This window comes from Actinomadura flavalba DSM 45200 (assembly GCF_000374305.1).
In the GTDB taxonomy this organism is placed as follows: Bacteria; Actinomycetota; Actinomycetes; order Streptosporangiales; family Streptosporangiaceae; genus Spirillospora; species Spirillospora flavalba.
Genome location: NZ_KB894093.1, coordinates 766471 through 793267, shown reverse-complemented (window position 1 = coordinate 793267; position 26797 = coordinate 766471). Strand labels below are relative to the sequence as shown.

Sequence of the window (26797 nt, the reverse complement as noted above, 5' to 3'; positions counted from 1 at the left end):
CGGCCCGGCCGTTCCCCCGACGGACCCCGCGTCTCCCGCCACCGGGAGGGGCGGGGTCCGTCGCGTTCCGGGGGTCTAGCGGGAGACCTTCAGCTTGACCTCGGTGTCGGAGACGATCTCGGGGGTCACCCGGAAGAGCCCGATCCGCGTCGTCTGCCCGCGCGTGGCCACGCCCTGCGCGCCGCCGACGCGGACCATCACCTGGTCGCCGCGCACGCCCATCATCTCGACCCTGGTGTCGTTGAGCGCGCCCAGCGTCGTCGAGCGCGCCCCGTCCTTGAACGTGACCGTGCACGTGTTGTTCACGCACTTGTTGGTCGTGCAGCCGGGGGCCGCGCTGAGGATGCCGCCGAAGCAGAGGGCGGCGGCGAGCGACACCGTCGCGGCGCGTCGGGAGATGGGCATGACCGTGCTCCTTACCGGGGTGGGGCGTGCAGCGATGCCGGAGATATCGGCGTTCGCTCCCGCTTTCGACGCAGCGCGGCGCGCCCCGGTGCCGTGCGGATCAGCGGAAGCGGCGCTCCACCGGGGCGTCCTGGTCGACCTCGACGACGGCGCGGCCCGGCTTCCAGCGGCGCCGCCTGCCGTGCGGGTAGAGCAGGCCCGCCGCCGCGACGAGCGCCGCCGCCGCGACGCCGCCACCGGCGATGCCGAGGGCGATGGTGCGGGTGCGGGGGTCGGCGCGGTCCGGGCCGATGATCGTCACCGGGGTGAGGGCGCCGGACTGGGGGCCGCTGCCGTCGTCGGTCAGGACCGCGTTCACCGCCTCGGACGGGTTCACCATGCCCGCGCCGCTGCCCGCGCCCTTGCCGCCGTCGGCCGTGCGCTCCAGCCGGGTCTTGATCTGCGCGGGCGTCAGCTCGGGATGGGCCTGCTTCATGAGCGCGACGACGCCCGCGACGATCGGGGTGGCGAAGCTGGTGCCGTCCTTGCTGATCCAGACGCCGTCGGCGCTGGTCGTGACGACGCCGATGCCCGGGGCGATGACCGTCACCGGCGTCTTCGGGTTGGAGAACGTGGTGATCTTGCCGGACGCGTCCACCGCGCCGACCGTGATCACGCCGGGGTAGGCGCCCGGGTACATCGGCTCGGGGACCTGGCCGTTCTCGACGTCCAGGTTGCCCGCCGCCGCGACGACCGGGATGTTCTTCTCCAGGGCCTTCTGCACGGCCGTGCGCAGCCGGGGGTCGTCGGAGATCGACTGGGTCGAGATGTTGATCACGTCGGCGCCGAGCCGGACGGCCGCGTCGATGCCCTTGGCGGCCAGCCCGGAGTCGTTGGCCTGCGCGGACGCGGCGAACTTCACCGGGATGATCTTCGCTTCGGGGGCGACGCCGTAGAAGGGCGACACGCCTCGCTTCGCGGCGATCAGGCCCGCGACGGCGGTGCCGTGCCCGATGCAGTCGTAGGCGTTGGTCGCGCTGACGTCGGCGCCCTTGAGGACCTGCCCGCGCAACTGCGGGTTCACGTAGTTGACGCCGCTGTCCACCACGGCGACGCGGACGCCCTTGCCCGTCGCCGTCTCATGCGCGGCGCTCAGGTTGATGACCTGCTGCCACCACCGCAGGTCGGGGTTCTCGTCGAGCATCTGCCGGGAGACGTTGCCCCGCTCCGGCCGGCACTGCTGCGGCGGTGCCGCCTGCGCGACCGGCGCGGAGGCGAACGGCAGCACGCATCCGGCGACCACGGCGAGGGCCGTCCACCTCATCTCCTCGGACCTCCACGGCGGGGTTCACGGGTCAAGGACGAACGGTACAGGAGTGACACTCCGCCCGAAGCGCTCCGTACGGTGGTGCGATGGACCTGTTCACCGCCCCCGCGCTCCGCTACGAGCAGGGCTCCGCGCAGCCCCATTTCACCATCACCGGCCCGGACGGCGTCCCGCTCGCCCGCGCCGACCAGGTCGCCGGGCAGCGCAAGGGAACGCTGTCGCGCTGGCTCGGCGGCCTGCCCGGCGGCGGCTCGCCGCGCCTGTGCCTCGCCGTCACCCGGCCGGACGGCGCGCTGCTGCACTACGTCGACCGGCCCGACTTCACGCCGCCGCCGGGCACGGTCGGGCACCACGCCGCACCGGTCTACCTCGTCTCCCCGGACGGCACCGCGCTGGGCCGCCTGGACGACGACAAGTCCGGCTTCCGGGGAACGATCGGGCAGGGCGTGCCCCGCCTCCTGGACGCGTGGGACCGCCCGGCCGCCCAGGTCGTCCTCACCTACGGCGGACGCCGGTACATGACCGAGGGCGACCTCCAGGCCGACGACGGACGCCGCGCCTGGAACCTCGACGCCCCGGACGGCGCGCCCCTCGCCGAACTGACCTGGCAGAGCCGGTTCAGCGGCGGCGGCACGTTCGACCTGCGCTTCACCGCCGACGCGGACCCGCAGCGGCGGGCGTTCGTCCTCGCCTTCCCGCTGCTGTGGACGCTCCGCAACGCGACCTGACGTCCGATCCAGGGGACACTGCCCGGTCTCTCCCCCTATCCTGCCGGAACGGGTGATGGCTCCCCGGTCGACCCGTCCCGGGCCGCGAACTTCCGGCGTCCCGCAGCGATCAAAAGACGCGTACCGTCCCCCCGCTCACGAAAGGCCACGTATGGGCCCGCCTCTCCAGATCAATCCGGCGCGCATCGCCAAGCACGGCCAGGACCTGACGACGACCGTGCACACACCGCTGAACGCCGCCCGCGACCTGCTCAACACCGGCGGGACGCTGGAGGGCGGCGACTTCAGCATCACCGGGACGATGGCCGGCATGGCGTACCCGATGGCCCTCCAGTTCGCCTACGAGGACCTGAACACGCACCTGGAGATGCTCGCGGGCTACGCCAAGCGCATCGACGCGACCGCCAAGACCTACGCGGCGTCCGAGGACGCCAGCACGATCCGGACCGTGTGAGGGCGCCGTGACCGCGTTCAACTCGTACAACACGCTCATGGGCACCGCCCAGCTCGAAACCGACCTCGCCCAGTTCATCCTGCCGCCCGCCGTCATGATCGGCTTCCAGTTCCGGACGGCCAAGGGCAACCCGCTGACGCTGGAGACCGCGTCGCAGAAGTGGGGCGAGGCCGCCGACAAGCTCGGCGAGACCGCGCAGGAGTACCGCCAGTCGCTCGCCGCCGTCTCCGCGCAGGACTGGACGGCCGAGGACCGCACGGCGTACGCGGCCAAGGTCGAGGAGTTCTGCACCCAGCTCGACATCATGCGGACGTTCTGCGAGGCGGTGAGCGTCGCGCTGCTGGTGTTCGCGTGGGCGCTGTTCGTCTTCGCGGTGTTCGCGGTGGGGATGGGAACGTTCCTGGCCGGGCTGGCCGTCGTCGCGGCCGCCGCGGCGGCGGGCCTCATCACGGCGGGCATCACCGCGACGTGCATGGCCATCGCGGGCACCTGCGCGACGATCACGCTGGTCGCCACGGGCGTCCTCGCCGGTGCGGCGCAGCTCGCGGCCGTCGTCTTCCAGGGCGGCTCGATGGCCGCCGCCGTCGGCCAGCAGATGAACGGCAACGACCAGGCCCTCACCGACTTCCGGCAGGCGCAGGCGACCGGCTCGGCGGCGGCGCTGGCCAACCTGGGGCAGAACGCCGTGAACGCGGCGCTGAGCTTCCGCCGGACGCCGGGCGTCATGCCCCCCGGCAGCAAGACGCCCGTCGGCGCGATCGACCTGGACGCCGACCGCAACGCCAACCACACCTGGAACGTCGGCGGCGGCGCGACGTTCGACGCGGGCGGCACCGAGCACACCGTCGGCGGCCACGTGAAGTACGGCGACCACGGCTTCGCCGGCGGCGACCTGTCCTACCAGGGCAAGCACACCGCCAGCGGCGTCACGGCGGGCGGCAACGTCGAGTACACCGACGAGGACGGCATCGGGCGCGGCAGCGACGGCTCGATGAAGTACGGCGCCAACGCGGGCCTCCAGACCCCCGGCTCCCACACCCCGGCCACGCCGCAGGGCGGCGCGCCGCAGCCGTCGGTCTCACTGCCCAACGGCGGCGTGAAGTTCGGCGTCAACGGGGAGCACAACTTCGAGACCGGCGCCGGGAAGGTCGACGGCTACGAGAGCGGCCAGGTGATGGGCGGCGACGTCTACAAGCACACCGAGACCGTCAACTACGGCGGCGACAAGCCGCCCGCGTACTCGTCGCAGACCGACACCCCGACCGGGACCAAGAAGGAGGACGAGCTGCCTCCGCCCTGGGACCGCTGACGCGAACGCCCGCCGCGCACGCGGCGGGCGTTCTCGCGTTCAGCGCGGCGCGCCCGGGGAACCCGGGCCCCGGTACTGGTCCATCGCCTCCTTGGCGCGCTGCTGCTGCACGCCCAGCTCTTTGGCGAGGGTGCGGAGCTGACCCGCGAACCCGTTGGACAGCTTGTCGAGCGATTCGAGCGCCTTGGCCGGGTCGAGCGGCTGCTCCGGGTCGCCGGTCGGGGTGAACATCGCGGTGCTCGCCGCCTGGATCTGAGCCTGGAGATCGGCCGACGCCGCGTTGACCGCCGTCTGGATCGCCCCGCTCAGCTCGGCCGCCGGGAGCCGCAGGGCGCGCGGGTCGAGGTCGAGGCGGGTCAGGCCGCCCTCGCTACGGAACTCGGCGACGACGCGGCCGTCGGCGGCCTCGCCCCGGCCGACCGCCGCCTTGATCGCCTCCTGCATCTTGGCGAAGTCGCCCATCTGCCGTTCCATGTCGCGCTGGAACGCTTCGAAGCCGGGTCCGAGGCTGAATTCCGCCATGCGTGCTGACCTTTCCGAGCGGGAGGCGTGTCATTCGTGGTGGGCGGTCTGGACGAGGCGCGTGCCGGAACGGCGGTCGACCAGGTACCCGCGGCCGGGCGGCAGCGGATGGCCCTTGATGTTGCCGAACAGGACGCCCTCGTCCTTGTTACCGGACATCAGCAGCGCGGGAGAGCCCATCTCCTTGATGCGCTGGAGGATCGGGTCGTACATGGCGCGTCCGGCGCCGCCGAACGCGCGGGACACGATGACGTGCAGGCCGATGTCGCGGGCCTGCGGCAGCAGCTCCACGAGCTGCGTCACCGGGTTGCCCGACGTCGCGACCAGGTCGTAGTCGTCGATGATCAGGTAGAGGTCGGGGCCCTTCCACCAGGACCGGTCGCGGAGCTGGTCGGGCGTGAGGTCGGCCGGGGGCAGCCGGCCCTGCAACGCGCCGACGATGTCCTTCACCAGGCCGCCCGCCGCCGCCGACGACGCCGCGTACCCGATGCGGTGGTCGGTGTTGGCCGCGTCGAGCAGCGCCCGCCGGTAGTCGATGAAGATCATCCGGGCCTGCTCGGGCGTGTACCGGTCGATGATGCCCTTGGTGATGCCGCGCAGCAGGTTCGACTTGCCGCACTCGGTGTCACCGATGACCATGAAGTGCGACTCGGTGGAGAAGTCCAGGTAGACGGGGGCCAGCCCGTCCTCGTCGATCCCGATCGGGATGCGGTGCCCGGTCTCGCTCGGCTCCGGCAGCGACGCCGCCGCCAGCTCCGACGGCAGCATCCGCACCTTCGGCGCCCCCTGGCCCTGCCAGTTCCCGGCCACGGCCGCGACGAGCTTCTTGACGCCGTCCGCCATCGACTCGGGGTCCTGCTCGCCGTCCAGCCGGGGCAGCGCGGCCAGGAAGTGGTGGCCGTCGCGGGTGAGGCCGCGTCCCGCCTTGCCCTCCGGGACGTTCCCGGCGAGCTTGCGGTCGATCTCCGACTCGTAGGGGTCGCCGAGCCGCAGCTCCAGCTTCGTGCCCCACAGGTCGCGGATGTTCATCCGGAACTCCGACCACTTGTTCACGGTCGCGACGACGTGGATGCCGTAGCCGAGACCGCGCGCGGTGAGGTCGGTGAGCGTCGGTTCCAGGTTCTCGAAGTCCTGCCGGAGCGTCATCCAGCCGTCCACGACGAGGAACACGTCGCCGTAGCCGTCGCCGGTCAGCTCCCCGGACGCCCGCATCCGCCGGTAGGTGCCCATCGAGTCGATGCCGCGCTCGGCGAACTCGCGCTCGCGGCGCTCCAGCAGCGACGTCACCTCGGCGACCGTGCGGCGCACCCGGTCGGAGTCGAGCCGGTTGGCGACGCCGCCGACGTGCGGCAGGCCGTCGAACGCGGCGAGCGTGCCGCCGCCGAAGTCCAGGCAGTAGAACTGCACCTGCTGCGGCGTGTGCGTCATCGCCAGCGACGCGATCAGCGTGCGCAGCATCGTCGACTTGCCGCCCTGCGGCGTGCCCGCGATGCCGACGTTGCCGGCCGCCGCCGTCAGGTCGACGTACATGGGGTCGCGGCGCTGCTCGAACGGCTTGTCCACAATGCCGACGACGGCGTGCAGCCGGTTGCGCCAGCCGTCATGCTGGGTGGTGAGGCCGAGGCCGGGCACGACCGCGAGGGAGGGGAGCAGCTCGTCCAGCGTCGAGGGCGCGTCCAGCGGCGGAAGCCAGATCTCGTGCGGCGGCGGGCCGTGCCCTTCGAGCTGCTTCACCACGACGTCGAACAGCGTCGCCTTGGCGTCGCCGTCGCCGCTCTCCTGCGCCTGCTCGGCCTCCTCGATGACGCGCGGCGCGATGTAGTCCGGAATGTAGGGCACCACCTGCCGGACGACCTGCGCCCCCGCCTTCCTCTTCGGCTGGAGGTCCTCGTTGGCCGGGCCGGACACGTACGCCGCGCGGAACCGCGTCATCGTCTCGGTGCCGAACTTCATGTAGCCGTGGCCCGGCGCGGACGGCAGCTCGTAGGCGTCCGGGACGCCGAGCACCACCCGCGACTCCTGCGCGGAGAACGTCCGCAGGCCGATCCGGTACGACAGGTGCGTGTCCAGGCCGCGCAGCTTGCCCTCCTCCAGGCGCTGCGAGGCCAGCAGGATGTGCACGCCGAGCGAGCGGCCGAGGCGGCCGATCATGACGAACAGGTCGGCGAACTCCGGCTTGGCCGACAGCAGCTCGGAGAATTCGTCCAGGACGAGGAACAGCGTCGGCATCGGCTTCAGGTCGGCGCCCTGCTCGCGGGCCTTCTCGTAGTCGCGCAGCGAGGCGTAGTTCCCCGCCGCGCGCAGGAACTCCTGCCGCCGCACCATCTCGCCGTGCAGCGCGTCGTACATGCGGTCGACGAGGGGAAGCTCGTCCTCCAGGTTGGTGATGACGGCCGCGACGTGCCGGAGCTGGTCCATCCCGAGGAACGTCGCGCCGCCCTTGAAGTCGACCAGGACGAAGTTCAGCACCTCCGACGAGTGCGTCACCGCCAGGCCGAGCACCAGCGTGCGCAGCGCCTCGGACTTGCCCGAGCCGGTCGCGCCGATGCACAGGCCGTGCGGGCCCATGCCGCCCTGCGCCGACTCCTTGATGTCCAGGTGGACGGGGCGTCCCTCCGGATCGACGCCGATCGGGACGCGCAGCCGGTTGCGGGGCGCGCGGGGCCGCCACAGCACGTTCGGGTCGACCTGGAACGGGTCGTCGATGCCGAGCAGCGAGGTGACGGTCGTCGCCCCGGCCAGCGCGTCCTCCTCCGGCCCGGCCGTCGTGCTGGTGCGCAGCGGCGCGAGCTGCCGGGCCAGCGCCTCGGCCTGCTGGAGCGTGATGCCGTCCGGCTTGCAGATGCGGGTGCCGACGTCCTTGCCGGTGCGGTCCTTGGTGATGCGGTCGACGCGCTCGGACGTGACGTTGAGGCGCAGCATCGTCTGCTCGTGCGTCGGCGCGACCGAGCCGGTGAGGTCGATGACGCAGACGCCCTCGATGCCGTCGGCGGCGAGCTGGGAGTCGTAGGACGCCTGGCCGCCGTCCATGATGATGACGTAGTAGGGCAGATCGTCCTGGGACAGGCCGGGGGAGAACCGCGGACGGTCCTTCACCTCGGGGCCGAACATCGCCTCCAGCGTCGCCATGCTCTCGCTCATCAGGCGCACCGGCCCGGCGGCGTCGTGCTCGGTGGGGTGGTGGTTGTGCGGCAGCCACTTGACCCACTGCCACCACGGCATCCGCTGCCGCGACGCGCACACGGCGATGCGGACGTCGTCGGGGGAGTGGAATGCGGCGAGCTGCGTGAGCATCGCGCGGATCATGCCGTAGACGGCCTCGGGGTCGCCCTGCGGGACGATCCGGGAGAAGGAGCGCATCGACGCGGCGATCGGCAGCGCCGGGACGTTGGCGTGGGTGCGCATGAAGCGGCGCAGCGCGCCCGCCGTCATGGGCTCCAGGTCCTCGATGGGCTTGGTCTCGGGGGCGATGAGCTGGACGGCGAGCTTCTGCGGGCCGGTGCCGATGCGGATCTGGCCGAAGTCGTCGTCGGACGGGCGCCGCTCCCACAGCCGGGCGCTCATCACCAGGGACCACAGCGAGCCGGGGTCGGGGCTGCTCCACTCCAGCGCCTCGCGCTGCTGCTGGGCGGCCTTGCGGACCTTGCGCCGGACCTGGCCGAGGTAGCGCAGATAGTCGGTGCGGGCGTTGTTCAGCTTGACCTTGCGCTCGCCGCTGCCGCGTCCGACCTGGCCGAGCATCATGCCGAACATCGACACCGCGAACATGCCGCCCGCGACGTACTGCATGGTGCCGCCGCCGCGTCCGGCCATCATCATGACCATGGCGCCCGATCCGGCGAGCATCGGCAGGTAGGTCATGACGGCCTGGAAGCCCTGCGGGATCAGTTCGGGCAGCTCGGGCGGCGATTCCAGCAGAATCTCGCCGCGGGGCATCGCCGGCGGCTTGCGCCGCTCGCCGCGCCGAACGATGACCGTGCTCACGCTCGCTTCCTCCTACTGGGGGGATCAGGCAGAAGCCGTCCACAGGCGGCCCCAGCGTCACGCACGGCCCCCGGCTTTACCAAACCGTCACCGGCCCTGACGCTCACCGACAGGAGACATTACCGATGCAACTCCCATGACGTGTGAATCCGGGACGAGGAGGATGTAGCGCGTTGACGACGGACGTCGGGCTGCGGAACCCCTGATTTCAGGACGTTATGCTCCCGAAGCAGACCATCAGTGAACGAGGGGGCTCGGGCATGGCCGATCTGTCGGGGAACGATCTGGACCGGATGCTCACCGACGCGCGCCGGACGCTGGAGGCGATGCGGTCGGGGCGGCAGGCGCCGGGCGCGGACGCGCCGGTCGTCGAGGGCGTCGGCGAGGCCGCCGACGGACGGGTCAGGGTCACCGCCGTCACCGGCGGCAGGCTCACGTCCGTCGACCTCGACCCGCGCGCCCTGCGGATGGCCTCGCACGAACTGGGCGAGGCGCTCGTCCAGGCCGCCAACGCCGCGCTGGACGAACTGCGCGGCAAGGCCGCCGGCGCCGCGGCGGACGAGGCCGTCGACACCGAGGCCCTCGGCAAGCGCGTCGAGGAGATCCAGAACGAGAGCCTGCGGCAGATGCAGATGATCAGCCAGGCGCTCACCGACACCGTCAACAAGATCGGTCAGCGTCGCTGAGGTTATCCACAGAATGAGATTCGGTTGCGCGGGTGTCGGCGGGGGGCGGCACGATGGGTTCCGGATCGCTCGCGGTGCACGAACGTGGCACCATGCGGTCTGTCCTCCTGCTCCCGAATCTGACCCACTTGCGAGGAAGCCGTGAGCGCGCCACCTGGAGCCGACCTGTGTCGGATCACGCTCGTCGGACCGAAACGCCGTGTCGACATCGCGCTGCCCGCCGACGCGACCTTCGCCGACCTCTACCCCACGATGCTGCACTACGCGGGGCAGAACCTCGCCGACAGCGGCCTCGCCCACGGCGGCTGGGTGCTCCAGAAGCTCGACGAGGCCCCGTTCGACCCGGCCTCCTCCCCGGCCCAGGCCGGGCTGCGCGACGGTGACCTCGTCTACCTGCGCCCCCGCATGGCGCAACTCCCCGACCTGGCCTTCGACGACGTCCCCGACGTCGTCGCCACCGCCGTCAACGACCGCGCCGACCGCTGGCGGCAGGACTCCACCCGCCGCTTCGCGCTCGGCTGGGGCGTCGCCGGGCTGCTGATCGGCGCGCTCATCCTGCTGCTCTCCGGGCCGGGCTGGATCGTCCCCGCCATCGCCGCCGGCGCCCTCTCGGTCCTGCTGCTCGCGGGCGGCGTCGCGCTGTCGCGCGCCCTCGGCGACGCCGGGGCGGGGGCGGGGCTCGGGTACGCCGCCGTCCCGTACGCCTTCCTCGCCGGGCTGCTCGCGCCCCTCGGCGACGACCCCCTCGGCGATGTCGGCGCGCTGCACCTCGTCGCCGGGTTCGGCGCCGTCGTCCTCGTCGCCACCGTCGCCGGGTTCGGCATCGCGCAGGGTCTCCCCGTCTTCTACGGCATCGCCGTCGCCGCGCTCCTCGGCACCGTCAACAGCGCCCTGCCGCTCGTCTTCGACACCGACGCCGCCGGCGTCGCCGCCATCACCGTCGCCATCGCGCTCGCGCTCACCCCGCTGCTGCCCGGCGTCGCGTTCAAGATGGCCCGCGTGACGCTGCCGCCGGTGCCCAACAGCGCCGAAGACCTCCGCCGCGACACGCTCATGGTGGACGGCCGCGTCGTCCTCGACCGCACCGGCGCCGCCGACCGCTTCGTCACCGGCGGCGTCTCGGCCATCGGCCTCATCGCCATCGGCGCGTTCGTCCCGCTCGCGTTCGACGGCGGCTGGGTCAGCCCCACGATGACGCTCGTCCTCGCCGCCGTGCTGCTGCTGCGCGCCCGGCTGTTCCGGGGCCGCGCGCAGAAGCTGTGGCTGCTGGTCCCCGGCGTCATCGGCCTGGCGCTGCTCGCCGTCAGCACCGTGTGGGGCACCGACTCCCAGGCCGTCGCGCTGCTCGTCGCGCTGCTGCCGACGCTCGTCGTCTCGGGCGTCGCCGTCGGCGTCGGCATGTGGCTGCCCCGCAACCGGCTCACCCCGTTCTGGGGACGCGCGGGCGACCTCGCCGAGATGATCCTCGTCGTCGCGCTGATCCCGCTCGCGCTCGGCGTGCTCGGCCTGTTCGACTACGTCCGCACCGTCGTCGGCTGATCGGCAGGGAACCGCGATGCAGACGAAACGGGACCTCCTCCAGGCCCACCGGCTGATGACGCACCGGGCGTCCCAGGCGCTCATCCTCGGCGAGCCCGACTACCCCGAACAGCCGTTGCGCCGCCTCAACGTCGGCACTTTCGCCGGAATCATGATCGGCGTGCTCGTCGCCGCCGTGTTCGGCATCGTCGGGCTCATCATGGGCGGCGGCACCCGCGGCCTCACCGACGGCGGGATGCTCCTCATCGAGAAGGAGACCGGCACCCGCTACGTCTGGTGCGCCTCTAAGACCGCCAAGGACGGCAAGGCCCTGTGCCCCGTCGCCAACTACGCGTCGGCCAAGCTCGCCGCGGGCGCCTACAGCGGCTCGGGCGGCGGCGAGGTCAAGCAGAAGTCGGTGTCGGCCAAGTCGCTGGCGAAGTTCCCGCGCGGCGGCCTCATCGGCATCCCCGGCGCCCCCGACACCGTCCCCGACCGCAAGCGGCTCGTCGGCGGGCCCTGGTCGGTGTGCGTGCGGCAGGTCGAGTCCGGCGGCGTCGGCAAGCCCGCCGTGGCGCTCGTCGGCGGCCGCGACGTCGGCGGGCGCCCGCTCGACGCCGCCACCGGCGTCGTCGTCAACGCAGGCAGCGGCGGCGACTGGCTCATCTGGAACAACCAGCGGATGCGGATGTCCGACGCGGGCATGACCGTGCTCCAGGCGTCCGCACCCGCGCAGGTCTCCCCGGCGTTCATCAACGCGCTGCCCGCCGGGCCCGACTTCGCCCCGCCCGCCATCCCGGGGCGCGGGCGCCCGATGACCGGCGCGTCCGGGCTGCGCGGCACGGTCGGCCAGGTCTACCTCGTCAAGAGCGGCACCGGCGGCGGCGACCAGCGCTACGTCCTCCTCCAGGACGGCGTCGCGCCCGTCTCGGCCGTGCAGGCGGCGCTGATCCAGTCGGCCGGCGACTACCGGCTCAAGCGGGACGCGCCGCTGGAGGCGTCGGTCGTCACCGGCAACCCCTCGCGGCAGAAGCTCGTCAACGACCGGCTCCCGCAGGACCAGATCAAGGCCCAGCGGTTCGACGCCCGCGAGCCGCTGTGCGTCGTCCACCCCGAGGCGGGCCAGGCCGGCGCGCAGGCCCGGCTCACCGTCGGCGGCGGCAAGGACCTGCCGCCCCCCGCCCAGACCCCCGGCTCGAACGGCATCGACATCGTGCTGCCGCCCGGCGGCGCGGTGCTCGCGGGCGTCCTGCCCGCGGGCGGCTCGGTCGCGGCGATCAACAGCTACACGTTCGTCGCCGACAACGGCCGCCGCTACCCGCTCAAGTCCGCCGAGACGGCCCAGTCGCTCGGCTACGCGATCTCGGCCGAGCGCAACGACTCGGTGCCGATGCCCGCCAACCTGCTGAACCTCATACCGCAGGGTCCGGTGCTCGACCCCGAACGGGCCCGGCTCCCCATGACGGGCGTGAACGGTGGTTGATCAAAGAATGGTCAAGTCGCTACGGCGGGTTCCTGCCCCGATGGTACGGTCTCGTCCCGGATTCGCCATGACGGAGGGATTGTAGTGAGTCAGGCGTTCAGTACCGACTACCAGGCGATGCAGCAGGCCGAGCAGATGTTCGCGAGCAAGCATCGCGAGATGGTCGAGGTCCTGCGGACGCTCGAGGCGGACCTGCAAAGCGGCCTGTCCCGGTGGGAGGACGACGCCCGCGACGCCTACTTCGAAGCCCAGGGCAAATGGCAGAAGGCCGCCCGCGACCAGGCGAAGTGCGTCAAGGGATTCTCCGGGTCCATCGCGACGGCGCGCGACAACTACTCCACGGCGGAGCGCGCGAATACCGAGCAGTGGACCTGACGGATGACGTGTCCGCACCGTGATCGAAAAGATGCCCGCGTCGGCGAACTTTCCGGCGGCTGGCGGCATCTGATCACGTGTGTGACGATTGGTGCTGGTTCCACGGTCACTCGTACCGTGCCAGGCCGGGCTCCCCGAGGTTGACACCGGCCTGTGGGGGCGCAGCGGCGAATACGCCGCGCCGCAAGTGAACACAGAGGGCAACTGGGAAGGATGACCAATGGGTCAGAGGTCTTCGGTCGACAGAGCGGAAATGGCTCAGGCGGCTGGACGGGTCGAGTCCGCCGCGCAGGACCTGCGCAAGATCCAGGGCGACCTGGGTCAGGAGCAGGCCCAGCTCTCCGGCCGCTGGGTCGGTGAGGCCGGCAGTGCCTTCACCAAGGTCTACAACGAGTTCAACGGCGAGCTGGGCAAGGTCCTCGAGGTCCTCAACCAGCTCCACGAGAAGCTCGTCCAGACCAAGATCAACTACGAGGCCAGCGAGCAGCAGCAGACGGAGAGCGTCAACCGCATCGCCGGCCTGCTCAACGGCTGACCGGCCCCCAAGCCCCCCGGGACGAGACGGAGGAACAATGAGCTTCAGCTCCATGGACTTCGGCGCGATGCAGCAGGCATTCGCGACCTTCCAGGCGAAGTACAACCAGATGCAGTCCGAGCTGGACGACCTGGAGAAGACGGTCGAGTCCAAGCTCGGCCAGTGGGAGGACGAGGCCAAGAACGCCTACTTCGACGCCAAGCGTCAGTGGGAGCGGTCCGCCGCCGAGATCGGCCGCGTCATGCAGCAGCTCGGCGCCGTCATCAACTCCTCCAGCGAGACGGGCCAGACGACCGTCAAGAACAACGTCAACCTCATCAGCGGCTGACACCGAGCGGCTCGCCGCCCGCCACGGCCGGTCTCCCGCGCGCAGCGGGGACCGGCCTTCCGGCGGCCGGCACCGGGAGGGGTGTGCGACCGACTCCGGCCCGGCATCGATCATCGAAGTGAGACAGTGAAGGAACCGGGGACAGCGCGCCCCCACGGGAGGTTCACATGGGTGGCGGACCCAGCGGCAAGAGCGAGATCGACCGGGACGAGGCACGGGCCATCCTGAAGAAGCTTCAGGCGAACCTGGAGGACCTGCGCAGCGGCCCGGGTTCGGCGGCCGAGGTCCAGAGCAACGGCAACGTCACCAGCGCCCAGCTCGGCGCCGGTTCGGGGATGTTCGCGACCGGGATGCACCTGGGCGCCAACACCGCCCGCGCCTACAGCACGATCAACTCCCAGTACACCGCCCTGGTGACCAGCTACGAGCAGGTCATCAACTCGCTCAAGCGTGCCGTGGGCGAGCACGACAAGAAGGAAGAGCAGAACACCGCGACGGCGAACAGCGTGAACACCAACGCGACCTCCGCACGCCCCACCACGCGGAACACGCAGGCGTTCTGAGCGTCGGCTCCCAGAAGCGAGATCAGTGATGACGGAACAGAAACCGCAGACTTACGACATCCGCACCGGCAGCATCGACGCCAGCCCGTTCCGCGGCGGCATGGACGAGATGAACCAGGCGCTGGACTCCGCCCAGCCCGACCTCGTCACCAAGGGCGGCAAGACCTACAACGACGCCGCGACGCTGCTCGGCACCACCGCGGGCATCCTGCGCTCCTCGGCCCGCCAGCTCGAGCAGATCTGGAAGGGCGAGGACGCCGACGCGGCCGTCAAGCAGATGGGCCGCCTGGAGCGCACCGCCAAGGACATGCAGCGCGTCTCCCACGAGACCGGCCGCTCCCTGTCCACGTTCGGCGAGCAGCTCAAGTGGTACGTCGACCACCGCCCGAAGGCGGGCCTCTTCAAGGGCATCAGCTTCGGCACCAGCGACCTCACCGCCATGTTCGCGGGCAACGCCGTAGTCCCCGGCCTGGGCGGCCCCATCGCCGTAGGCGGCAAGAAGCTCGGCGAAGTCATGGGCATCCTCGAAAACGAAGAGGACAAGGCCGCCCGCGAATTCATGGACCGCCTCTCAGGCCGAGCCGTAGAAGCCAACGCAGCCCTCCCAGCAGCAGTAACAACAGACCTGCCCCACGTCGACCGTAACGTCGACATCCCGACGCCGACCCCGCCGAAGTTCGATGGCGGTGGCGGTGGTGGTCTTCCCGGTGGTGGCGGCGCCGGTGGCGGTCTGCCCGGCGCCGGTGGCGGCGGCGCCGGGATCGGTAGCCCGCCCGGCGGCGGTGGCCTCGGTGGCGGGCTGCCCGGAAGCGGCGGCGGCCTGCCCGGTGGCGGCGCCGGTGGCCTTCCCGGCGGCGGTGGTGGTGGTCTTCCCGGTAGCGGCGGGGGCGGTCTCCCCGGCGGTGGTCTCCCCGGTTACAACGGCGGCGGTGGCACCGACCTCGCCGGGACGCCTCCCGGCGGCGGTGGTCTTCCCGGTGGTGGCGGTGGTTTGCCCGGCGGCGGTGGTGGCCTTCCCGGAGGCGGTCTGCCCGGAGGCGGTGCAGGTGGTGGCCTGCCCGGTGGCGGCGCTGGCTTGGGCGGGATGCCCATGGGCGGTCCGGGCAGCGGCGCGGGCCGGGGTGCCGGTCTCGGCGGCGCGGGTCGCGGTGCCGCCGGTATGGGTGGAATGGGCGGCAGCCCCATGGGTGGCGGCGGCCGCGGTGGTGGCAAGGGCGAAGAAGAGAACGAGCGCACGACCTGGTTGATGGAAGATGAGGACGTGTGGGGTGGCAGCGACGGTGACGCCGCTCCTCCGGTGATCGGCTGAGCCGATCCCGTTTTGTGTACGCGAGCGCGGAAGGTGTGGGTGGCGGGCTTGTCCGGCCACCCACACCATTTCTGCTGAGTGGGGTACTGCTGTGCGACCTATGACTCGATGGCTGGCGGCGTGCGGTGCCTCCGCCCTGACGTTCGCCGCCGGTGTCCAGCCGGTCGATGCCGCACCACCGCCTGCCCAGGAGCAGTGGTGGTTCGCGGCGTGGGAGATGCAACAGAAAGTCTGGCCCGTTTCCAAGGGCGGCGGCGTCACGGTCGCCGTGATCGATACGGGCGTCAACGCGCAACTTCCCGACCTGCGATCAGCCGTGGTTCCAGGGGCGAATATCGACCGGGGCTCAGGCGACGGGATGCAGGACCCGGCCGACGGGACGGGGCACGGAACGCAGATGGCCTCCCTGATCGCCAGCCGGGGCACGACGACCAACTTCTACGGTGTCGCACCCGAGGCCAAAGTGATGCCGATCGTCTCGACGCGAGGTAACACCGCTGAGGCCATTCAGTTCGCGATCCAGAAGAACGTCCAGGTCATCAACATCTCGCAGGGCTATCCCGGTGCCTGCACCCCAGACTTGCAGCAGGCCATAAGCCAGGCTCTGAGCAAGAACATCGTCGTCGTAGCGGCGGCGGGCAACAGCGGTGACGTGGGGAACACGCCCGAGCGTCCCGCCAACTGCGCCGGTGTGCTGGCCGTGGGCGCCATCGACAACGAGAAGCGGGTGTGGACGAGTTCGCAACGCCAACCGTACGTCGCGGTCGCCGCGCCGGGCATCTATGTCGGCGGAATCAGCAATGACGGACGGGTGCTCACGGCCAAGGCCGGGACGAGCCCCGCATCCGCCCTGACCTCGGCGACCGCCGCCCTGATGCGGTCGAAGAACCCGCAGATGCCCGCCCGTGAGGTCGTCCAGCGGCTCTACAACACCGCCAAGGACGCCGGTCCTCCCGGTCGGGACGACCAGACCGGCAACGGCGTCATCATCCCCGCCGCCGCGCTCACGGCCCAGGTGCCCAAGTCGGCGCCGAACCCGGTCTTCGACCGGTACGACAAGTGGCTCGCGGCCCAGCCGAAGCAGCCCCAGAGCACGGCCCCGCAGCCGAAGTCGACCTGGGCGGAGGGAGCGGAGGAAGCCGAGGGCCGCACCAAGATGCTTCTCATCGGAGTGGTGGGCGGCGGCCTGCTGATCGTCCTCATCGTCGGCGCCGTCCTCGTCATCCGCAGCGGCAAGAAGAAGCCCCCACCCGGCCCCCCGAGCGGCCCCCCGTCCTTCGGCGGCCCACCCCCCGCCCACCAGGCCCCACCTCCCCACCAAGGCCACCAGGGCCCGGGCCCATCCGGCCCCTACGGCGGCCCCCAAACCCCCCAACCCGGCCACCCTCCCTACGGCCCACCCGGCGGAAGCCGCTGACCCACTCAGCCCTACGCGAACGCGACTACGCACCCACCGAACGAAAGAAGGAGCGACCGTTCCGAAGGGACCGGTCGCTCTTTGAGATCCTCGAAAGACTTCGACACGGCGCAAGCTTCGCCCAGAACAGCCACACAACATTTCCCTGCCCCAAAACGCTCGCGGATGCGGCCAGCCCCGCTCGGCAGCGTCGCGAAACGGCTCGACGCCATCTGGCGCGGTGAGGGCTCCTACCTGCTCGGAGCGGGTGATGGTGGGCACGCTCGGCGGTGCAGGCGCTGGTCGTGGCAGTCCCAGGGGGCGGACGCGGCGGTGCGAGCGGTGGTCGGTCTCGCCTGGACGGCTAGTCGGTGCGGCGGGAGTGGGTTCGTAGCCAGTGTTCGATGGTGGGGACGGGCTGGAGGTAGAGGTCGGCGAGGGCTTGGGGGGTCCAGCGGCCGGTGGTGGCGTCGTGGAGGGTGCGCGGACGGGTGTGGTCGTCGTAGGTGGTGAGGATCTGGGCTGCCCTGGGCGCGTAGCCGGGGTGACGGGTGGTGAGGGCGGTCAGGGCTTCGGCCAGGGACGAGCGGGTGGCGTAGAGGAGGCCGTCGTTGACGGCCAGTGCCGCTTCGATGCGGTGCGGGTCGTCAGAGCCGAGCCACGTGCGGGCCGTGGTGAGAACCTCGGATTCGGAGACGGTCCACAGGAGGGCGTCGCAGGTGGACGTGAAGTCTTCCAGGTCCATGCGGTCGCGCAGTCCCAGGAGGACGTCCGGGAACGGCGTCGCGGGCAGCGGGGGGAAGACCGTGCCGTCCCCGGGGACCGGGGTGGGTGGCGCGGTGATGAGGGCGGCGGCGCGTGCGCGGGACGGGTCGTCGCCGGAGGCCCAGACGGCGGCGAGGTCGTGGAGTTCGGCGCCGTTGTCGGTGAACTTCCAGACGAGCGTGTCGCACAGGTCGGCGAAGGCCGCGGGGGTCGTACGTTCGCCGAGGCCGTGCAGCACGGTGTCCAGCGGAACCATGCCGGTGATCATAGTCGCCGGTAGACGCGGGTGACGTGGTTGTCCGTCGTCGTGAGCGGCTGGCCGTTCGACAGCGCCTGGGTGCCGAAGCGGTGGGCGTTGGTCATCGGGCCTTCGGAGACGAGTTCGAAGCCCATCTCGCCCGCGTCCGCGGGCGTCCGGATGAACTTGTTCTTCGGGCTCCCGGTGACGGAGAGGGTGCCGCCGGGTTCAAGGACCCGCGCCGTTTCCGGATTAACAGGGTTGTACCCGTACGGGTTGATCGCATGGACCTCGTTGAACGACCCGTCGCGGAACGGCAGCCTGTTCGCGTCGGCCTGCACGTCCACTCCGGAACCGGGTCTGAGGTCGGTGTTGACCGCGCCGTCCATCCGGTTGTTGCCCGCGCCGAGGTTGAGGCGCCGGGTGCAGGGCGCGAGGCCGAGCGGGTCGATCGTGGTGAGCGGGTCGGTGACGTAGGCGTACGGGTCGGGGCCGCCGGCGAGGCCGATGGGGTCTCCGGTGACGTAGCGGGCGCTGTCCGGGTCGTAGTAGCGGTGATGGTTGTAGTGGAGGCCGGTCTCGGCGTCGAAGTACTGTCCGGGGAACCGCAGCGGGCACGGTCCCGGCTCGCGCGCGGCGCCCCACAGGGTCGCGCGGCGCCGCCAGACGACCTCGCCGGACGGGGTGACGAGTTCCTCCGGCGTTCCGGCGAGGTCGGCGACGATCGCGGTGAAGCGGCCGTCGTCCCATGACCCGGACGCGTCCCGCCGCCGGACGATCTGCGCGAGCGGCCGGAACCCGCCCGGTTCGTACTCGAACGACGTACCGGTTCCGGCGTACGCTCCGGCCTCGGCGGACCAGACCTGCCGCGTCTCCTCGGCGAGGACGGGCCCGTCCCAGGTGAAGTCGACGCGCTCGGCGACGCCCCCGCCCGATGCCTCCCGCAGTTTGGTGACGCGGCGGCCGAACGCGTCGTAGACGTAGGTCCACCGCTCGCCCGAGGGGGTCAGGACGCCGGTGAGGCGGTCCTCGGCGTCCCAGCCGAACCGCCACGTCATCGGCGGTCCGGAGAGCCGGGACCGTTGCCGCAGCACCATCCGCCCGGCGGCGTCGTACTCGTACCGGACGTTTCCGGCCCGCCGGACGCGCGGCCCGTCGTAGTCGCGGGAGCCGTCGCCGGGTTCGCCGGGGACGGCGGCGCGGACGAGGTGTCCGGCGGGACCGTAGGCGTACTCCTCGCGTCCGGCGGCGGACAGGACGGCGGTGATGCGGCCGAGCGGGTCGTGTTCGTAGCGGCGTTGCCCGGCGGTCCCGTCGACGGACGCGGTGACGCCGTCGTCGGGACCGTGGGCGTAGGCGCGGCCCTGGAGTGTGCGGGCGGGCCCGGCGCCGTGGGGAGCGCCCCACACGTCCTGGCGGGTGAGCCGGTCGCGGGCGTCCCACTGCTGGGTGAGGATCGCGCCCGCGCCGATGCGGCGGGTGGTCTCGCGTCCGGCGGCGTCGTGGTCGAACCGGACGGTGGTGCCGCCGGCCGTGACGGAGCGGGGGAGCCCGGCCGCGTCGTACTCCCACACGCTGCGTGCGCCGGTCGGCCCGGTGCGGGCGGTGCGGCGGCCGCGGGCGTCGAACGCCGAGCGGACGCCGCCGCCGTTGCAGTGCTCGGCGATGACGCGGCCGAGCGCGTCGCGTTCGAGCCGGACGTCGGCGCCCGGTGCCTCGGCGCGGCGCAGCAGGCCGCGCGCGTCGTGATGGAAGGTGGTGACGGTCCCGTCCGCGTCCTTCTCGACGACGCGTCCCGCGGCGTCGCGCCGGTAGCGGACGGTCTGCCCGACCGCGTTGGTGCGGTTGGTGAGCCGTCCGGCGGCGTCGTGCTCGTAGGTGGTGACGGCGCCGCCGAAGTCGGTCTCGCGGCGGACGGCGCCGGTGGCGTCGCGCTCGTAGATCCAGGTGCGTCCGGCCGGGTCGGTGACGCGGGTGAGCCGCAGCTCGGTGTCGTGGGTGAACGTGAAGCGGGTGCCGTCGGGGCGGATCTGGGCGACGGGGACGTCGAACGGGCCGTACTCGACGGTGGTGGTGCGTCCGGCGGCGTCGGTGTGCCCGGTCTGGTTGCCTTCGCCGTCGTAGGCCCAGTGCTCGGTGGCGCCGTCGGGCATGCGCCGCCATGCGGGCCGTCCCTCGACGGTCCAGCCGTACCGGGTGACGTCGCCGAGCGGTCCGGTGACGGAGGCGGGACGGCCGAGCGGATCGTAGGCGTAGGCGGTCCGCGCGCCGCGCGGGTCGACGACGGCGACGGGGGCGCCGAGCGCATCGCAGGTGACGGCGGTGGTGGCGCCGAGCGGGTCGGTGATCGCGGCGAGGTGACCGTGCTCGTCGTAGCGGCGGCGGGTGACGCCGCCCGCCGGGTCGGTCACGGCGACGAGATGGCCGCGCTCGTCGAACTCCTGCCTCCAGGTGGCGCCGTCGGCGTCGGTGAGCAGGACGGGTCGTCCGGCGGCGTCGTACGCGGCGGTGGTGGTCGTGCCGTCGGGGCGGGCGACGGAGACGAGGTCGCCCGCGTCGTCGTAGCCGTACCGTGTGGTGGCGCCGAGCGGGTCGGTGCGGGCGAGGACGTGGTCGTCGTCGTCCCAGGTGGTGCGGATCGTCGCGCCGAGGGGGCCGGTCTCCTCGACGACCTGCCCGAGGTCGTTGTAGCGGTAGGTCGTGGTGTGGCCGAGGGAGTCGGTGACGGCGGTGCGCCGGTTCTCCGGGTCGTGGGCGAGGGCGGTGTTCAGGTGGCCGCCGGTGCCGAGGCCGCGGACGGCGCGTCCGTGCTCGTCGTACTCGTAGCGGTAGGCGTGCCCGTTGCGGTCCTGCCAGCCGGTGAGGCGGGCGTCGTCGTCGTAGGTGAAACGCAGGGGGACGCCGGACGAGTCGGTGACCTCGGCGAGGTGGCCCGCGTCGTCGTAGCCGAAGCGGACGAGGGGCAGCCCGGCCGGGTCGCCGGTGCGCAGGGTGAGCGCGGTGACGCGGTGCTCGCCGGTGCCGCGCGGGTCGGTGCACGCGACGTCGATGACGGGCCCGCCGGAGTGGCGGATCTCGGTGAGCCGCCCGCCGTCGCGCACGAAGTCGATCCGGGCGCCGTCCCGGTCGGTGATCGCGACGACGGGCAGCCGCGACCAGCCGTGCTCGTCGCCGGGGGCCGGGAAGTGCAGGGTGCGCCCGCTGACCGGGTCGGTGAGGGTGTAGCCGCCGTGGCCGTGCAGGACGAGTTCGCGGCGGCGTCCGGCGACGGGCAGGAAGGCGACGCCGGGCAGCAGGACCGGCGCGTAGGTGAGGACGGTGGCGTCGGCGGCGAGGAAGCGGACGCCGGCGGCGTCGAGCTGGAGCGCCTGGTCGAGCGTGGACGCCCAGGACGGGCCGAACATCCGGCCGCCGGTGAACGTGGACAGATGCGTGCGTTCCAGGACGAGCGGCAGCGCGGCCCGCAGCAGGACGTCGGTCTGGGCGAGCAGGACCTCGCCGGTGACGACGTCGATCGGGTCGTCGGTGAGCGACCGGCCGTCCTCGGTGCGGGCGTTGCTACGGTCGGTCCCGCCCCGGCGGGGCGCGTCGGTGCCGGGGCGGTCGCGTCCGCCGGGCCGCGCGCCGGGGGCGGCGGGACGGCCGCCGTTGCCGCCGCGGGGGCCGCGCCGTCCGGGGAACAGGTGCCCGGCGGCCTTGCCGAAGAGGCCGGAGGCCGCGCCGCCGGCGCGTCCCGCCGGGCGCCTACCCACGGGCGTCGAGGGTTGCGGTCATGAGGTCGAGGTCCTGGGGAGGGTCAGCCGAGGAGGGCGTTGAGGGCCTGGTCTATGAGGATGTCGATCAGGATGCCGGTGGCGATCTTGAAGAGGGGGATGAGGGTAAGGGAGGCGCCGAAGGTGGGGACGGCGGCGGCGATGGCCTGGGCGATCTGGATGGCGAGCATGATGAGCTGGACGATCACCTGGATCTTCAGGGCCAGGACGATCGCCGCGCAGACGAAGAAGGCGCCGCCGACCGCCATCGCGCCCATGCCCGCGTCGCGGAGGATGGCGGCGGGCGCGTCCTCTTCGGCCCATGCCTTCTGGAACGCCTCGATGTCGTCGCCCTTGTTGCCGGACAGGGCTTGCTGGGCGGCGGAAGAGGCGTCCGACGCGATGCCCTGGACGGTGCCGCCGAAGCCCATCCAGGACGACCCGAGGTCGAACAGCTTCGTCTCGTCGGCCTCGGGCCAGGTGTAGCCGAGCATGCCGAGAAGGCCGATGAGTTCGCCGGGGAGTTGCAGGCCCACGCTCAGATTCCGTTCAGTGCCGCGGTGATCGAGTTGACCTCGCCCACCATTTCCTTTTCGGCCTTCTCGTGGTTGTCGGCCATCTGGACGAGCTTGTCGCCGAAGGCCGTGAGGTCGTCGGCGGCGCCGGTGAACGACTCATCGGCCTGCTCGTGGATCGCCTTGTAGGACTCGCCGATCAGCATGCCGATGTCGTCGGCGCCCCACGGTTCGCCCATGCCCTCGACGGACGAGCGCAGGTTCGTCCATTCCTGCTTGAGCCGGTCCCCGACCTGGCCGAGGCTCTGCCCGGCGCTGCGCAGGGTCTCGGGCCGGACCTCGTATCCGTTCGCCACATCGCCTCCCCAAGTCATGATCAAGGATGGGTCAGCGGAAGCTTAACAACGACCCGGGGGCCGGTGTCAGTTCATGAAGCGCAGCGCGTTGACGACCTCGGTGCCGAGTTCCCCGGCCGTGGTGTACACCTGGCCGTCGCGGGGGCCGGGGCTGCTGCCGTCGGCCTCGTAGGACTGCACGTAGATGACCTTGTCGCCGAGCGTCCACGACCGGTTCCACGCGGGCGGCTCCTTGGGGAGCCGGGGCAGGCCGCTCTCGGTGGACGGCATGAGCAGCTTGGGCGTGGCGTTGCGGTTCGTCGCGGTGCTGACGGCCTGGGCGGCGGACGCGTCGGAGAACTGCGCGATCGAGACGACCGAGATGATCGACTTGGACGGGTTCGCGTACACCGCCGACCTGAGCGAGGTCGTGCACGGGTTGTCCGACAGGACGGGCAGCAGCGTCGAGTTCGCCCGGGCGGTGCAGGACGACGTCATGGTGCCGCCACGGGTGAACGTGTTGCCGCGGAACGTCTTGAACGTGGGGCCGAGGAGGCTGTCGAGCGTCATCGTCGACGGGGTGCTGGGCTGGTACGTCGGCGTGGGGGGCGGCGTCGGCGGCTCGAAGGTCGGGAACGTCGGCGTGACGGTGGGCGTGGCGATGGTGCGGCGGTCGTCGCCGCCGCTCAGCACGAGGACGGCGACCGCCACGACCGCGACCACGACGATGAGGCCGCCGACGAGCAGCGCGACGAGCGGGCCGCTGCCGCCGCGGCGCGGCGGCGGGGGCGGGCCGTAACCGGGCGGGAACGGTCCGGGCGGGGGCGGAGGCTGGTTGTGCGGGGGGTATCCGGGCTGGCCAGGCCACTGGGGGTTCGACATGACGACTCCGGTCGATGCGGGCGAAGGGTGCCTTCGCGAGGGGATCGGAAGAACTGGGGCGGTGCGCGTCCGCGTCCGTGCCGACCGCCGCTCGTTATGACGCGGTGTGCCGCTTTTCGGTTCCCGGTGATCGGCGCTACGCGAGGTCCCCGGTGTCTCGTAGGCTTGCGGACGGAGAAGGGAGGCAGGTGTCCGATTCGAGCTGGCAGCAGGCCGTCCTCGGTGAACTCGGCGTGGCGCGCCGGGGGCTCCGGGCCCTGAACACCCCGTCGTCCGCGGTGCCGGGCGCGGACTGGGGTGCGGACTCCGCGCCGCGTCCGGTGGCCGAGCCGCCCGTGCCCGGGCCCGTGCCGGACGTCCCGCCGCCGCCGCCGTCGTTCGCCGCGCCGCCCGAGCCCGCCCCGGTGAACCCCTTCGCCCAGCCTCCGGCGGACGTCCCGGCGGCGCAGCCCGCCGACCCGTTCTCGTCGCAGCCGCAGATCATCGGCTCCCCGCCGTCCGTCCCGCAGGACCCGTTCGGCGCAGCGCCGCAGCCCGCAGTGCCGCAGGACCCCTTCGGTCCGCCGCAGCCGGTCGTTCCGCAGGACCCGTTCGGCCCGCCGCAGCCGGTCGTCCCCCAGGACCCCTTCGGTCCTCCGCAGTCTCCACCGGACGCGGCGGCCGAGGCCCCGCAGGTTCCCTTCGGCTCCGCCCCGCAGCCGAACGTCCCGCAGGACCCGTTCGGCCCGCCGCAGCCCGCCGCCCCGCAGGAGCCGGACGACGCGCCGCAACCGGCCGCCGGGCAGTCCGGGTCGCCGCTGTTCAATCCCGACTTCGACCCCGAGCTGGCGATCGCGCCGTCGGTGACGGGCGCGCCGCCGATGCAGGGGGCGCCGCCGCCGCAGGTCGGCACCGAGCGTGAACCGGCGACGCAGCCCGGCGAGCCCGAGCCGCCCGCCGCGGCCGCGCCCGTCCCGCAGCGGCACGCCGGTCAGCAGGGCGCGGTGCCCACGGCCGACGAACTGCTCCGCAAGCAGCAGCACGGAGATCCGCTGATGCGCCGGGTCGGACGCGGCGTCCGCAAGGCCGTAGGCGCGACGGGCTCGCACGACGCCGCGACGCAGGCCGAGATCGCGGCGCTCCTCCAGCGTCCGGTGCCGAGCTACCGGCAGATCGCCGTCGCGAGCGTGCGCGGCGGCGCGGGCAAGACGAGCATCTCCGCGCTGCTGGCGAGCGAGCTGGCCCGCAACCGCACCGACCGGGTCCTCGCGGTGGACGCCGACGCCGAGCTGGGCTCGCTGCCGCTGCGCCTGGGCGTCCGGTCGGAGCTATCGCTGTTCGACCTGGCCGGACGGCAGCCGCGCACGTTCGAGGAGGCCGCGCACTACCTGGCGCGCACCGAGGCGGGCCTGTGGGTGCTGTCCTCGACGCGCGGCGGCCGCATCGCGGGCGAGTTCACGATCGAGACGTTCCAGACGGCCCTGGCGTCGCTCAGCCGGTACTTCGCGGCGGCCGTGGTCGACTGCGGCGCGGGCATCCTGACGGAGGTGCACCGGGGCATCCTGGGGCAGACGCACGGTCTCGTCCTGGTGACGCCGGGCACGGCCGACGGCGCGCTGAGCGCCCGGGGCGCGCTGGAGTGGTTCGCGGGCAACGGCCAGCAGGCGCTGCTGGCGCGGACCGTCATCGCGATGGTGACGCACGCGCCGCAGGTCGGCGCCGATCTGGAGCGGGCGCGCGAGATGCTGTCCGCGTGGGGGCTTCCTGTGGTGAACGTCCCCTATGACCGCCATCTTGCGGCGGGCGGCGCGCTGGACCCGGCGAAGCTGGGCGACGCGACCCGCGCGGCGGCCGGGCAGATCGCCGCCGAGGTCTTCGCCCGGGCGCTCGGCGGCGGAGGGGTGGTTCGGTGAGCAGTGACCTGGTCGCGCTGGTCCGGCGGCAACCCGACGTCGAGGCCGTCGCCGACGGCATGATCGCGATGGGCGAGCCGCTGGAGCTGCGCGGCGGCGACACCGCCCCGGCGCTGCTGTTCGACCGCGAGCGGCGGCTGCTGGTGTCGATCGAGGAACCCGTCCTGGTGTCGGTGCCGGGGGAGATCGCCCGGCTGCTGGGCCCGGACGTCGCCGGGCGCGTGACGGCGCCGGTCTGGTGGGTGGAGATCCGCGCGGCGGGCGACGTCCCGGAGGCGGCGCGGGTGGCCCGCCGGTTCGCCGAGGACCTGGTGCGCTGGGCGGGCGGGACGGTCTATCCGGACGGCATCAGCGAGTCCCCGGCGCGGAGCTGGCGGGCGGCGGACGCGCCGCGCGAGCCGCACCCGCAGGGCAGCGGGAACGTCATCCGCTGACGTGATCTGGGTCACGTCCGGCATACCCGGGTCCTGACCGGGTACGTGCGGCGCGGGGTTGGATGTGGAGTCAGGGCCCGCCGCCGGGAGACCGGCGGCGGGCCCTGTGGTCTGCCCGGATACTCTCGGCCGAGGGTTCTCGGGGTAGGGGGTTCGGTCATCAGCAGGCCCACGATCGCGCAGCTCCGCGCCTTCCTCGCGCTGGCGGAGCATCTGCATTTCCGCGACGCCGCCGCCGCGCTGCGCATGAGCCAGCCGGCGCTGTCGGGCGCCGTGGCGGCGCTGGAGGAGACGCTGGGGGCCAAGCTCGTCGAGCGCACCACCCGGCGGGTGCTGCTGACTCCGGCGGGGGAGCGGGCGGCGAGCCGGGCGGAGCGCATCCTGGCGGAGCTGGACCGGCTCGTCGAGGAGGTCCACGCGGCGCGGGGGCCGCTGGTGGGGCCGCTGCGCGTCGGGGTGATCCCGACGGTGGCGCCGTACCTGCTGCCGGTGGTGCTGCCCCGGCTGGCGGCGGGCTTCCCCGAGCTGCGGCTGTCGGTGCACGAGGACCAGACCGGCCACATCGTCGCCGAGCTGCTGGCCGGGCGGCTGGACGTCGTCCTGCTGGCGTTGCCGCTGGACGTCAAGGGTGTGACGGAACTGACCCTGTACGAGGAGGACTTCGTCCTCGTCACACCGGACGGGTCGGACCTTCCGGGCGGCCCGCTGCCGCGCACGGCCCTGACCGACCTGGATGTGATCCTGCTCAACGAGGGCCACTGCCTGCGCGACCAGGCCCTCGACGTGTGCCGCGAGGTGGGCGCGCGGGCCGCCGCGGCGACCTACGCGACGAGCCTGGCGACGCTCGTGCAGCTCGTGTCGGGCGGCTTCGGGGTGACGCTGGTGCCCGAGACGGCCCTGGCCGTCGAGACGCGGGCCGCGCCGGGCCTGGTGCCGCACCGCTTCGCCGACCCGGCCCCGTTCCGCCGGATCGGCCTCGGCTACCGCGCGACGTCCCCGCGCGCGGGCGAGTTCGAGGTCCTGGCCGAGGCGATCAGGACCGCCGTGACCACCGAGATTGCGGCTGTTCGCGCAGGTTGACCG

Annotated in this window: 24 protein-coding genes; 15 read left to right on the top strand and 9 right to left on the bottom strand. The window is 72.5% G+C overall.

Annotated elements, in window-relative coordinates:
• Window positions 1-75 precede the first annotated feature (75 nt).
• Together C229_RS0103520 and C229_RS0103515 are read right to left on the bottom strand one after the other, a co-directional pair.
• Entirely contained in the window at window positions 76-405 is a 330-nt protein-coding gene (locus C229_RS0103520; protein WP_018653696.1) for a hypothetical protein, read from the bottom strand.
• Between the two features lie 100 nt (window positions 406-505).
• Complete coding sequence (locus C229_RS0103515) at window positions 506-1708, bottom strand: S8 family peptidase (protein ID WP_026313413.1); 1203 nt, start codon at window positions 1706-1708, stop codon at window positions 506-508.
• Window positions 1709-1797: 89 nt separating this feature from the next.
• Between C229_RS0103515 and C229_RS0103510 the strand changes: the two genes are divergently transcribed.
• From C229_RS0103510 to C229_RS0103500, 3 genes are all read left to right on the top strand, one after another.
• Window positions 1798-2439 (top strand): hypothetical protein, encoded by a 642-nt coding sequence (locus tag C229_RS0103510; RefSeq protein ID WP_018653694.1) that lies wholly within the window; start codon window positions 1798-1800, stop codon window positions 2437-2439.
• Between the two features lie 151 nt (window positions 2440-2590).
• A complete protein-coding gene (locus tag C229_RS0103505) occupies window positions 2591-2893 on the top strand; it encodes a hypothetical protein (protein WP_018653693.1) in 303 nt (100 codons plus the stop codon).
• 7 nt (window positions 2894-2900) lie between these two features.
• Complete coding sequence (locus C229_RS0103500) at window positions 2901-4202, top strand: hypothetical protein (RefSeq protein WP_026313412.1); 1302 nt, start codon at window positions 2901-2903, stop codon at window positions 4200-4202.
• A 39-nt stretch (window positions 4203-4241) separates the two neighbouring features.
• On the opposite strand, the gene C229_RS0103495 is transcribed toward C229_RS0103500, so the two are convergent.
• Together C229_RS0103495 and C229_RS0103490 are read right to left on the bottom strand one after the other, a co-directional pair.
• On the bottom strand, window positions 4242-4724 hold the full coding sequence (locus C229_RS0103495; RefSeq protein WP_018653692.1) for a YbaB/EbfC family nucleoid-associated protein: 483 nt from the start codon (window positions 4722-4724) through the stop codon (window positions 4242-4244).
• A gap of 30 nt (window positions 4725-4754) precedes the next feature.
• Window positions 4755-8708 carry a type VII secretion protein EccC gene (locus C229_RS0103490; RefSeq protein WP_018653691.1) on the bottom strand — a complete coding sequence of 1318 codons (3954 nt, stop codon included), beginning with the start codon at window positions 8706-8708 and terminating at the stop codon, window positions 4755-4757.
• Between the two features lie 260 nt (window positions 8709-8968).
• On the opposite strand from C229_RS0103490, the gene C229_RS0103485 reads away from it, so the two are divergent.
• The 9 genes from C229_RS0103485 to C229_RS35700 all read left to right on the top strand — a co-directional run bounded on the left by C229_RS0103485 (window position 8969) and on the right by C229_RS35700 (window position 16922).
• Window positions 8969-9394, top strand: coding sequence for a YbaB/EbfC family nucleoid-associated protein (locus C229_RS0103485; protein ID WP_018653690.1), 426 nt, complete (start codon window positions 8969-8971; stop codon window positions 9392-9394).
• Window positions 9395-9535: 141 nt separating this feature from the next.
• Complete coding sequence (eccD, locus tag C229_RS0103480; protein ID WP_018653689.1) at window positions 9536-10933, top strand: type VII secretion integral membrane protein EccD; 1398 nt, start codon at window positions 9536-9538, stop codon at window positions 10931-10933.
• Between the two features lie 16 nt (window positions 10934-10949).
• Complete coding sequence (gene eccB, locus C229_RS0103475) at window positions 10950-12395, top strand: type VII secretion protein EccB (RefSeq protein WP_018653688.1); 1446 nt, start codon at window positions 10950-10952, stop codon at window positions 12393-12395.
• An 84-nt stretch (window positions 12396-12479) separates the two neighbouring features.
• A complete protein-coding gene (locus tag C229_RS0103470; RefSeq protein WP_018653687.1) occupies window positions 12480-12770 on the top strand; it encodes a WXG100 family type VII secretion target in 291 nt (96 codons plus the stop codon).
• Window positions 12771-12990: 220 nt separating this feature from the next.
• The gene (locus C229_RS0103465; protein WP_081639709.1) at window positions 12991-13305 is read left to right on the top strand and encodes a WXG100 family type VII secretion target; all 315 of its coding nucleotides are present in this window, start codon (window positions 12991-12993) and stop codon (window positions 13303-13305) included.
• Between the two features lie 37 nt (window positions 13306-13342).
• The gene (locus C229_RS0103460; protein ID WP_026313411.1) at window positions 13343-13633 is read left to right on the top strand and encodes a WXG100 family type VII secretion target; all 291 of its coding nucleotides are present in this window, start codon (window positions 13343-13345) and stop codon (window positions 13631-13633) included.
• Window positions 13634-13800: 167 nt separating this feature from the next.
• On the top strand, window positions 13801-14196 hold the full coding sequence (locus C229_RS0103455; protein WP_018653684.1) for a hypothetical protein: 396 nt from the start codon (window positions 13801-13803) through the stop codon (window positions 14194-14196).
• A gap of 28 nt (window positions 14197-14224) precedes the next feature.
• Window positions 14225-15505 (top strand): WXG100 family type VII secretion target, encoded by a 1281-nt coding sequence (locus tag C229_RS34000; RefSeq protein ID WP_155884579.1) that lies wholly within the window; start codon window positions 14225-14227, stop codon window positions 15503-15505.
• Between the two features lie 100 nt (window positions 15506-15605).
• Window positions 15606-16922, top strand: coding sequence for a S8 family serine peptidase (locus C229_RS35700; protein ID WP_018653682.1), 1317 nt, complete (start codon window positions 15606-15608; stop codon window positions 16920-16922).
• Window positions 16923-17265: 343 nt separating this feature from the next.
• Here C229_RS35700 and C229_RS0103435 read toward each other — a convergent pair whose 3' ends face one another.
• From C229_RS0103435 to C229_RS32570, 5 genes are all read right to left on the bottom strand, one after another.
• Window positions 17266-17922, bottom strand: coding sequence for a hypothetical protein (locus C229_RS0103435; protein WP_155884578.1), 657 nt, complete (start codon window positions 17920-17922; stop codon window positions 17266-17268).
• A gap of 8 nt (window positions 17923-17930) precedes the next feature.
• Window positions 17931-21656: an RHS repeat-associated core domain-containing protein gene (locus C229_RS29260; protein WP_018653680.1), complete on the bottom strand. Its 3726-nt coding sequence runs from the start codon at window positions 21654-21656 to the stop codon at window positions 17931-17933.
• Window positions 21657-21700: 44 nt separating this feature from the next.
• The gene (locus C229_RS0103425; RefSeq protein ID WP_018653679.1) at window positions 21701-22192 is read right to left on the bottom strand and encodes a WXG100-like domain-containing protein; all 492 of its coding nucleotides are present in this window, start codon (window positions 22190-22192) and stop codon (window positions 21701-21703) included.
• 2 nt (window positions 22193-22194) lie between these two features.
• A complete protein-coding gene (locus C229_RS0103420) occupies window positions 22195-22527 on the bottom strand; it encodes a WXG100 family type VII secretion target (RefSeq protein ID WP_018653678.1) in 333 nt (110 codons plus the stop codon).
• A 66-nt stretch (window positions 22528-22593) separates the two neighbouring features.
• On the bottom strand, window positions 22594-23388 hold the full coding sequence (locus C229_RS32570) for a hypothetical protein (protein WP_026313409.1): 795 nt from the start codon (window positions 23386-23388) through the stop codon (window positions 22594-22596).
• A gap of 188 nt (window positions 23389-23576) precedes the next feature.
• Between C229_RS32570 and C229_RS0103410 the strand changes: the two genes are divergently transcribed.
• From C229_RS0103410 to C229_RS0103400, 3 genes are all read left to right on the top strand, one after another.
• On the top strand, window positions 23577-25280 hold the full coding sequence (locus tag C229_RS0103410; RefSeq protein ID WP_018653677.1) for a nucleotide-binding protein: 1704 nt from the start codon (window positions 23577-23579) through the stop codon (window positions 25278-25280).
• Window positions 25277-25714 (top strand): hypothetical protein, encoded by a 438-nt coding sequence (locus tag C229_RS0103405; RefSeq protein WP_018653676.1) that lies wholly within the window; start codon window positions 25277-25279, stop codon window positions 25712-25714. Before C229_RS0103410 ends, C229_RS0103405 begins: the two co-directional genes overlap by 4 nt.
• Window positions 25715-25825: 111 nt before the next feature.
• Window positions 25826-26794 carry a LysR substrate-binding domain-containing protein gene (locus C229_RS0103400; protein ID WP_338029155.1) on the top strand — a complete coding sequence of 323 codons (969 nt, stop codon included), beginning with the start codon at window positions 25826-25828 and terminating at the stop codon, window positions 26792-26794.
• The last annotated feature ends 3 nt before the right edge of the window (window positions 26795-26797 follow it).

Excerpts from the sequence above, each read along its gene's own strand:
- C229_RS34000 (WP_155884579.1), top strand. The coding sequence starts at position 14,225 with ATGACGGAACAGAAACCGCAGACTTACGACATCCGCACCGGCAGCATC.
- C229_RS0103510 (WP_018653694.1), top strand. The coding sequence starts at position 1,798 with ATGGACCTGTTCACCGCCCCCGCGCTCCGCTACGAGCAGGGCTCCGCG.
- C229_RS35700 (WP_018653682.1), top strand. The coding sequence starts at position 15,606 with ATGACTCGATGGCTGGCGGCGTGCGGTGCCTCCGCCCTGACGTTCGCC.
- C229_RS0103465 (WP_081639709.1), top strand. The coding sequence starts at position 12,991 with ATGGGTCAGAGGTCTTCGGTCGACAGAGCGGAAATGGCTCAGGCGGCT.
- C229_RS0103505 (WP_018653693.1), top strand. The coding sequence starts at position 2,591 with ATGGGCCCGCCTCTCCAGATCAATCCGGCGCGCATCGCCAAGCACGGC.
- C229_RS0103485 (WP_018653690.1), top strand. The coding sequence starts at position 8,969 with ATGGCCGATCTGTCGGGGAACGATCTGGACCGGATGCTCACCGACGCG.
- C229_RS32570 (WP_026313409.1), bottom strand. The coding sequence starts at position 23,388 with ATGTCGAACCCCCAGTGGCCTGGCCAGCCCGGATACCCCCCGCACAAC.
- C229_RS0103460 (WP_026313411.1), top strand. The coding sequence starts at position 13,343 with ATGAGCTTCAGCTCCATGGACTTCGGCGCGATGCAGCAGGCATTCGCG.
- C229_RS0103435 (WP_155884578.1), bottom strand. The coding sequence starts at position 17,922 with ATGGTTCCGCTGGACACCGTGCTGCACGGCCTCGGCGAACGTACGACC.
- C229_RS0103455 (WP_018653684.1), top strand. The coding sequence starts at position 13,801 with ATGGGTGGCGGACCCAGCGGCAAGAGCGAGATCGACCGGGACGAGGCA.
- C229_RS0103520 (WP_018653696.1), bottom strand. The coding sequence starts at position 405 with ATGCCCATCTCCCGACGCGCCGCGACGGTGTCGCTCGCCGCCGCCCTC.
- C229_RS0103495 (WP_018653692.1), bottom strand. The coding sequence starts at position 4,724 with ATGGCGGAATTCAGCCTCGGACCCGGCTTCGAAGCGTTCCAGCGCGAC.
- C229_RS0103515 (WP_026313413.1), bottom strand. The coding sequence starts at position 1,708 with ATGAGGTGGACGGCCCTCGCCGTGGTCGCCGGATGCGTGCTGCCGTTC.
- eccB (WP_018653688.1), top strand. The coding sequence starts at position 10,950 with ATGCAGACGAAACGGGACCTCCTCCAGGCCCACCGGCTGATGACGCAC.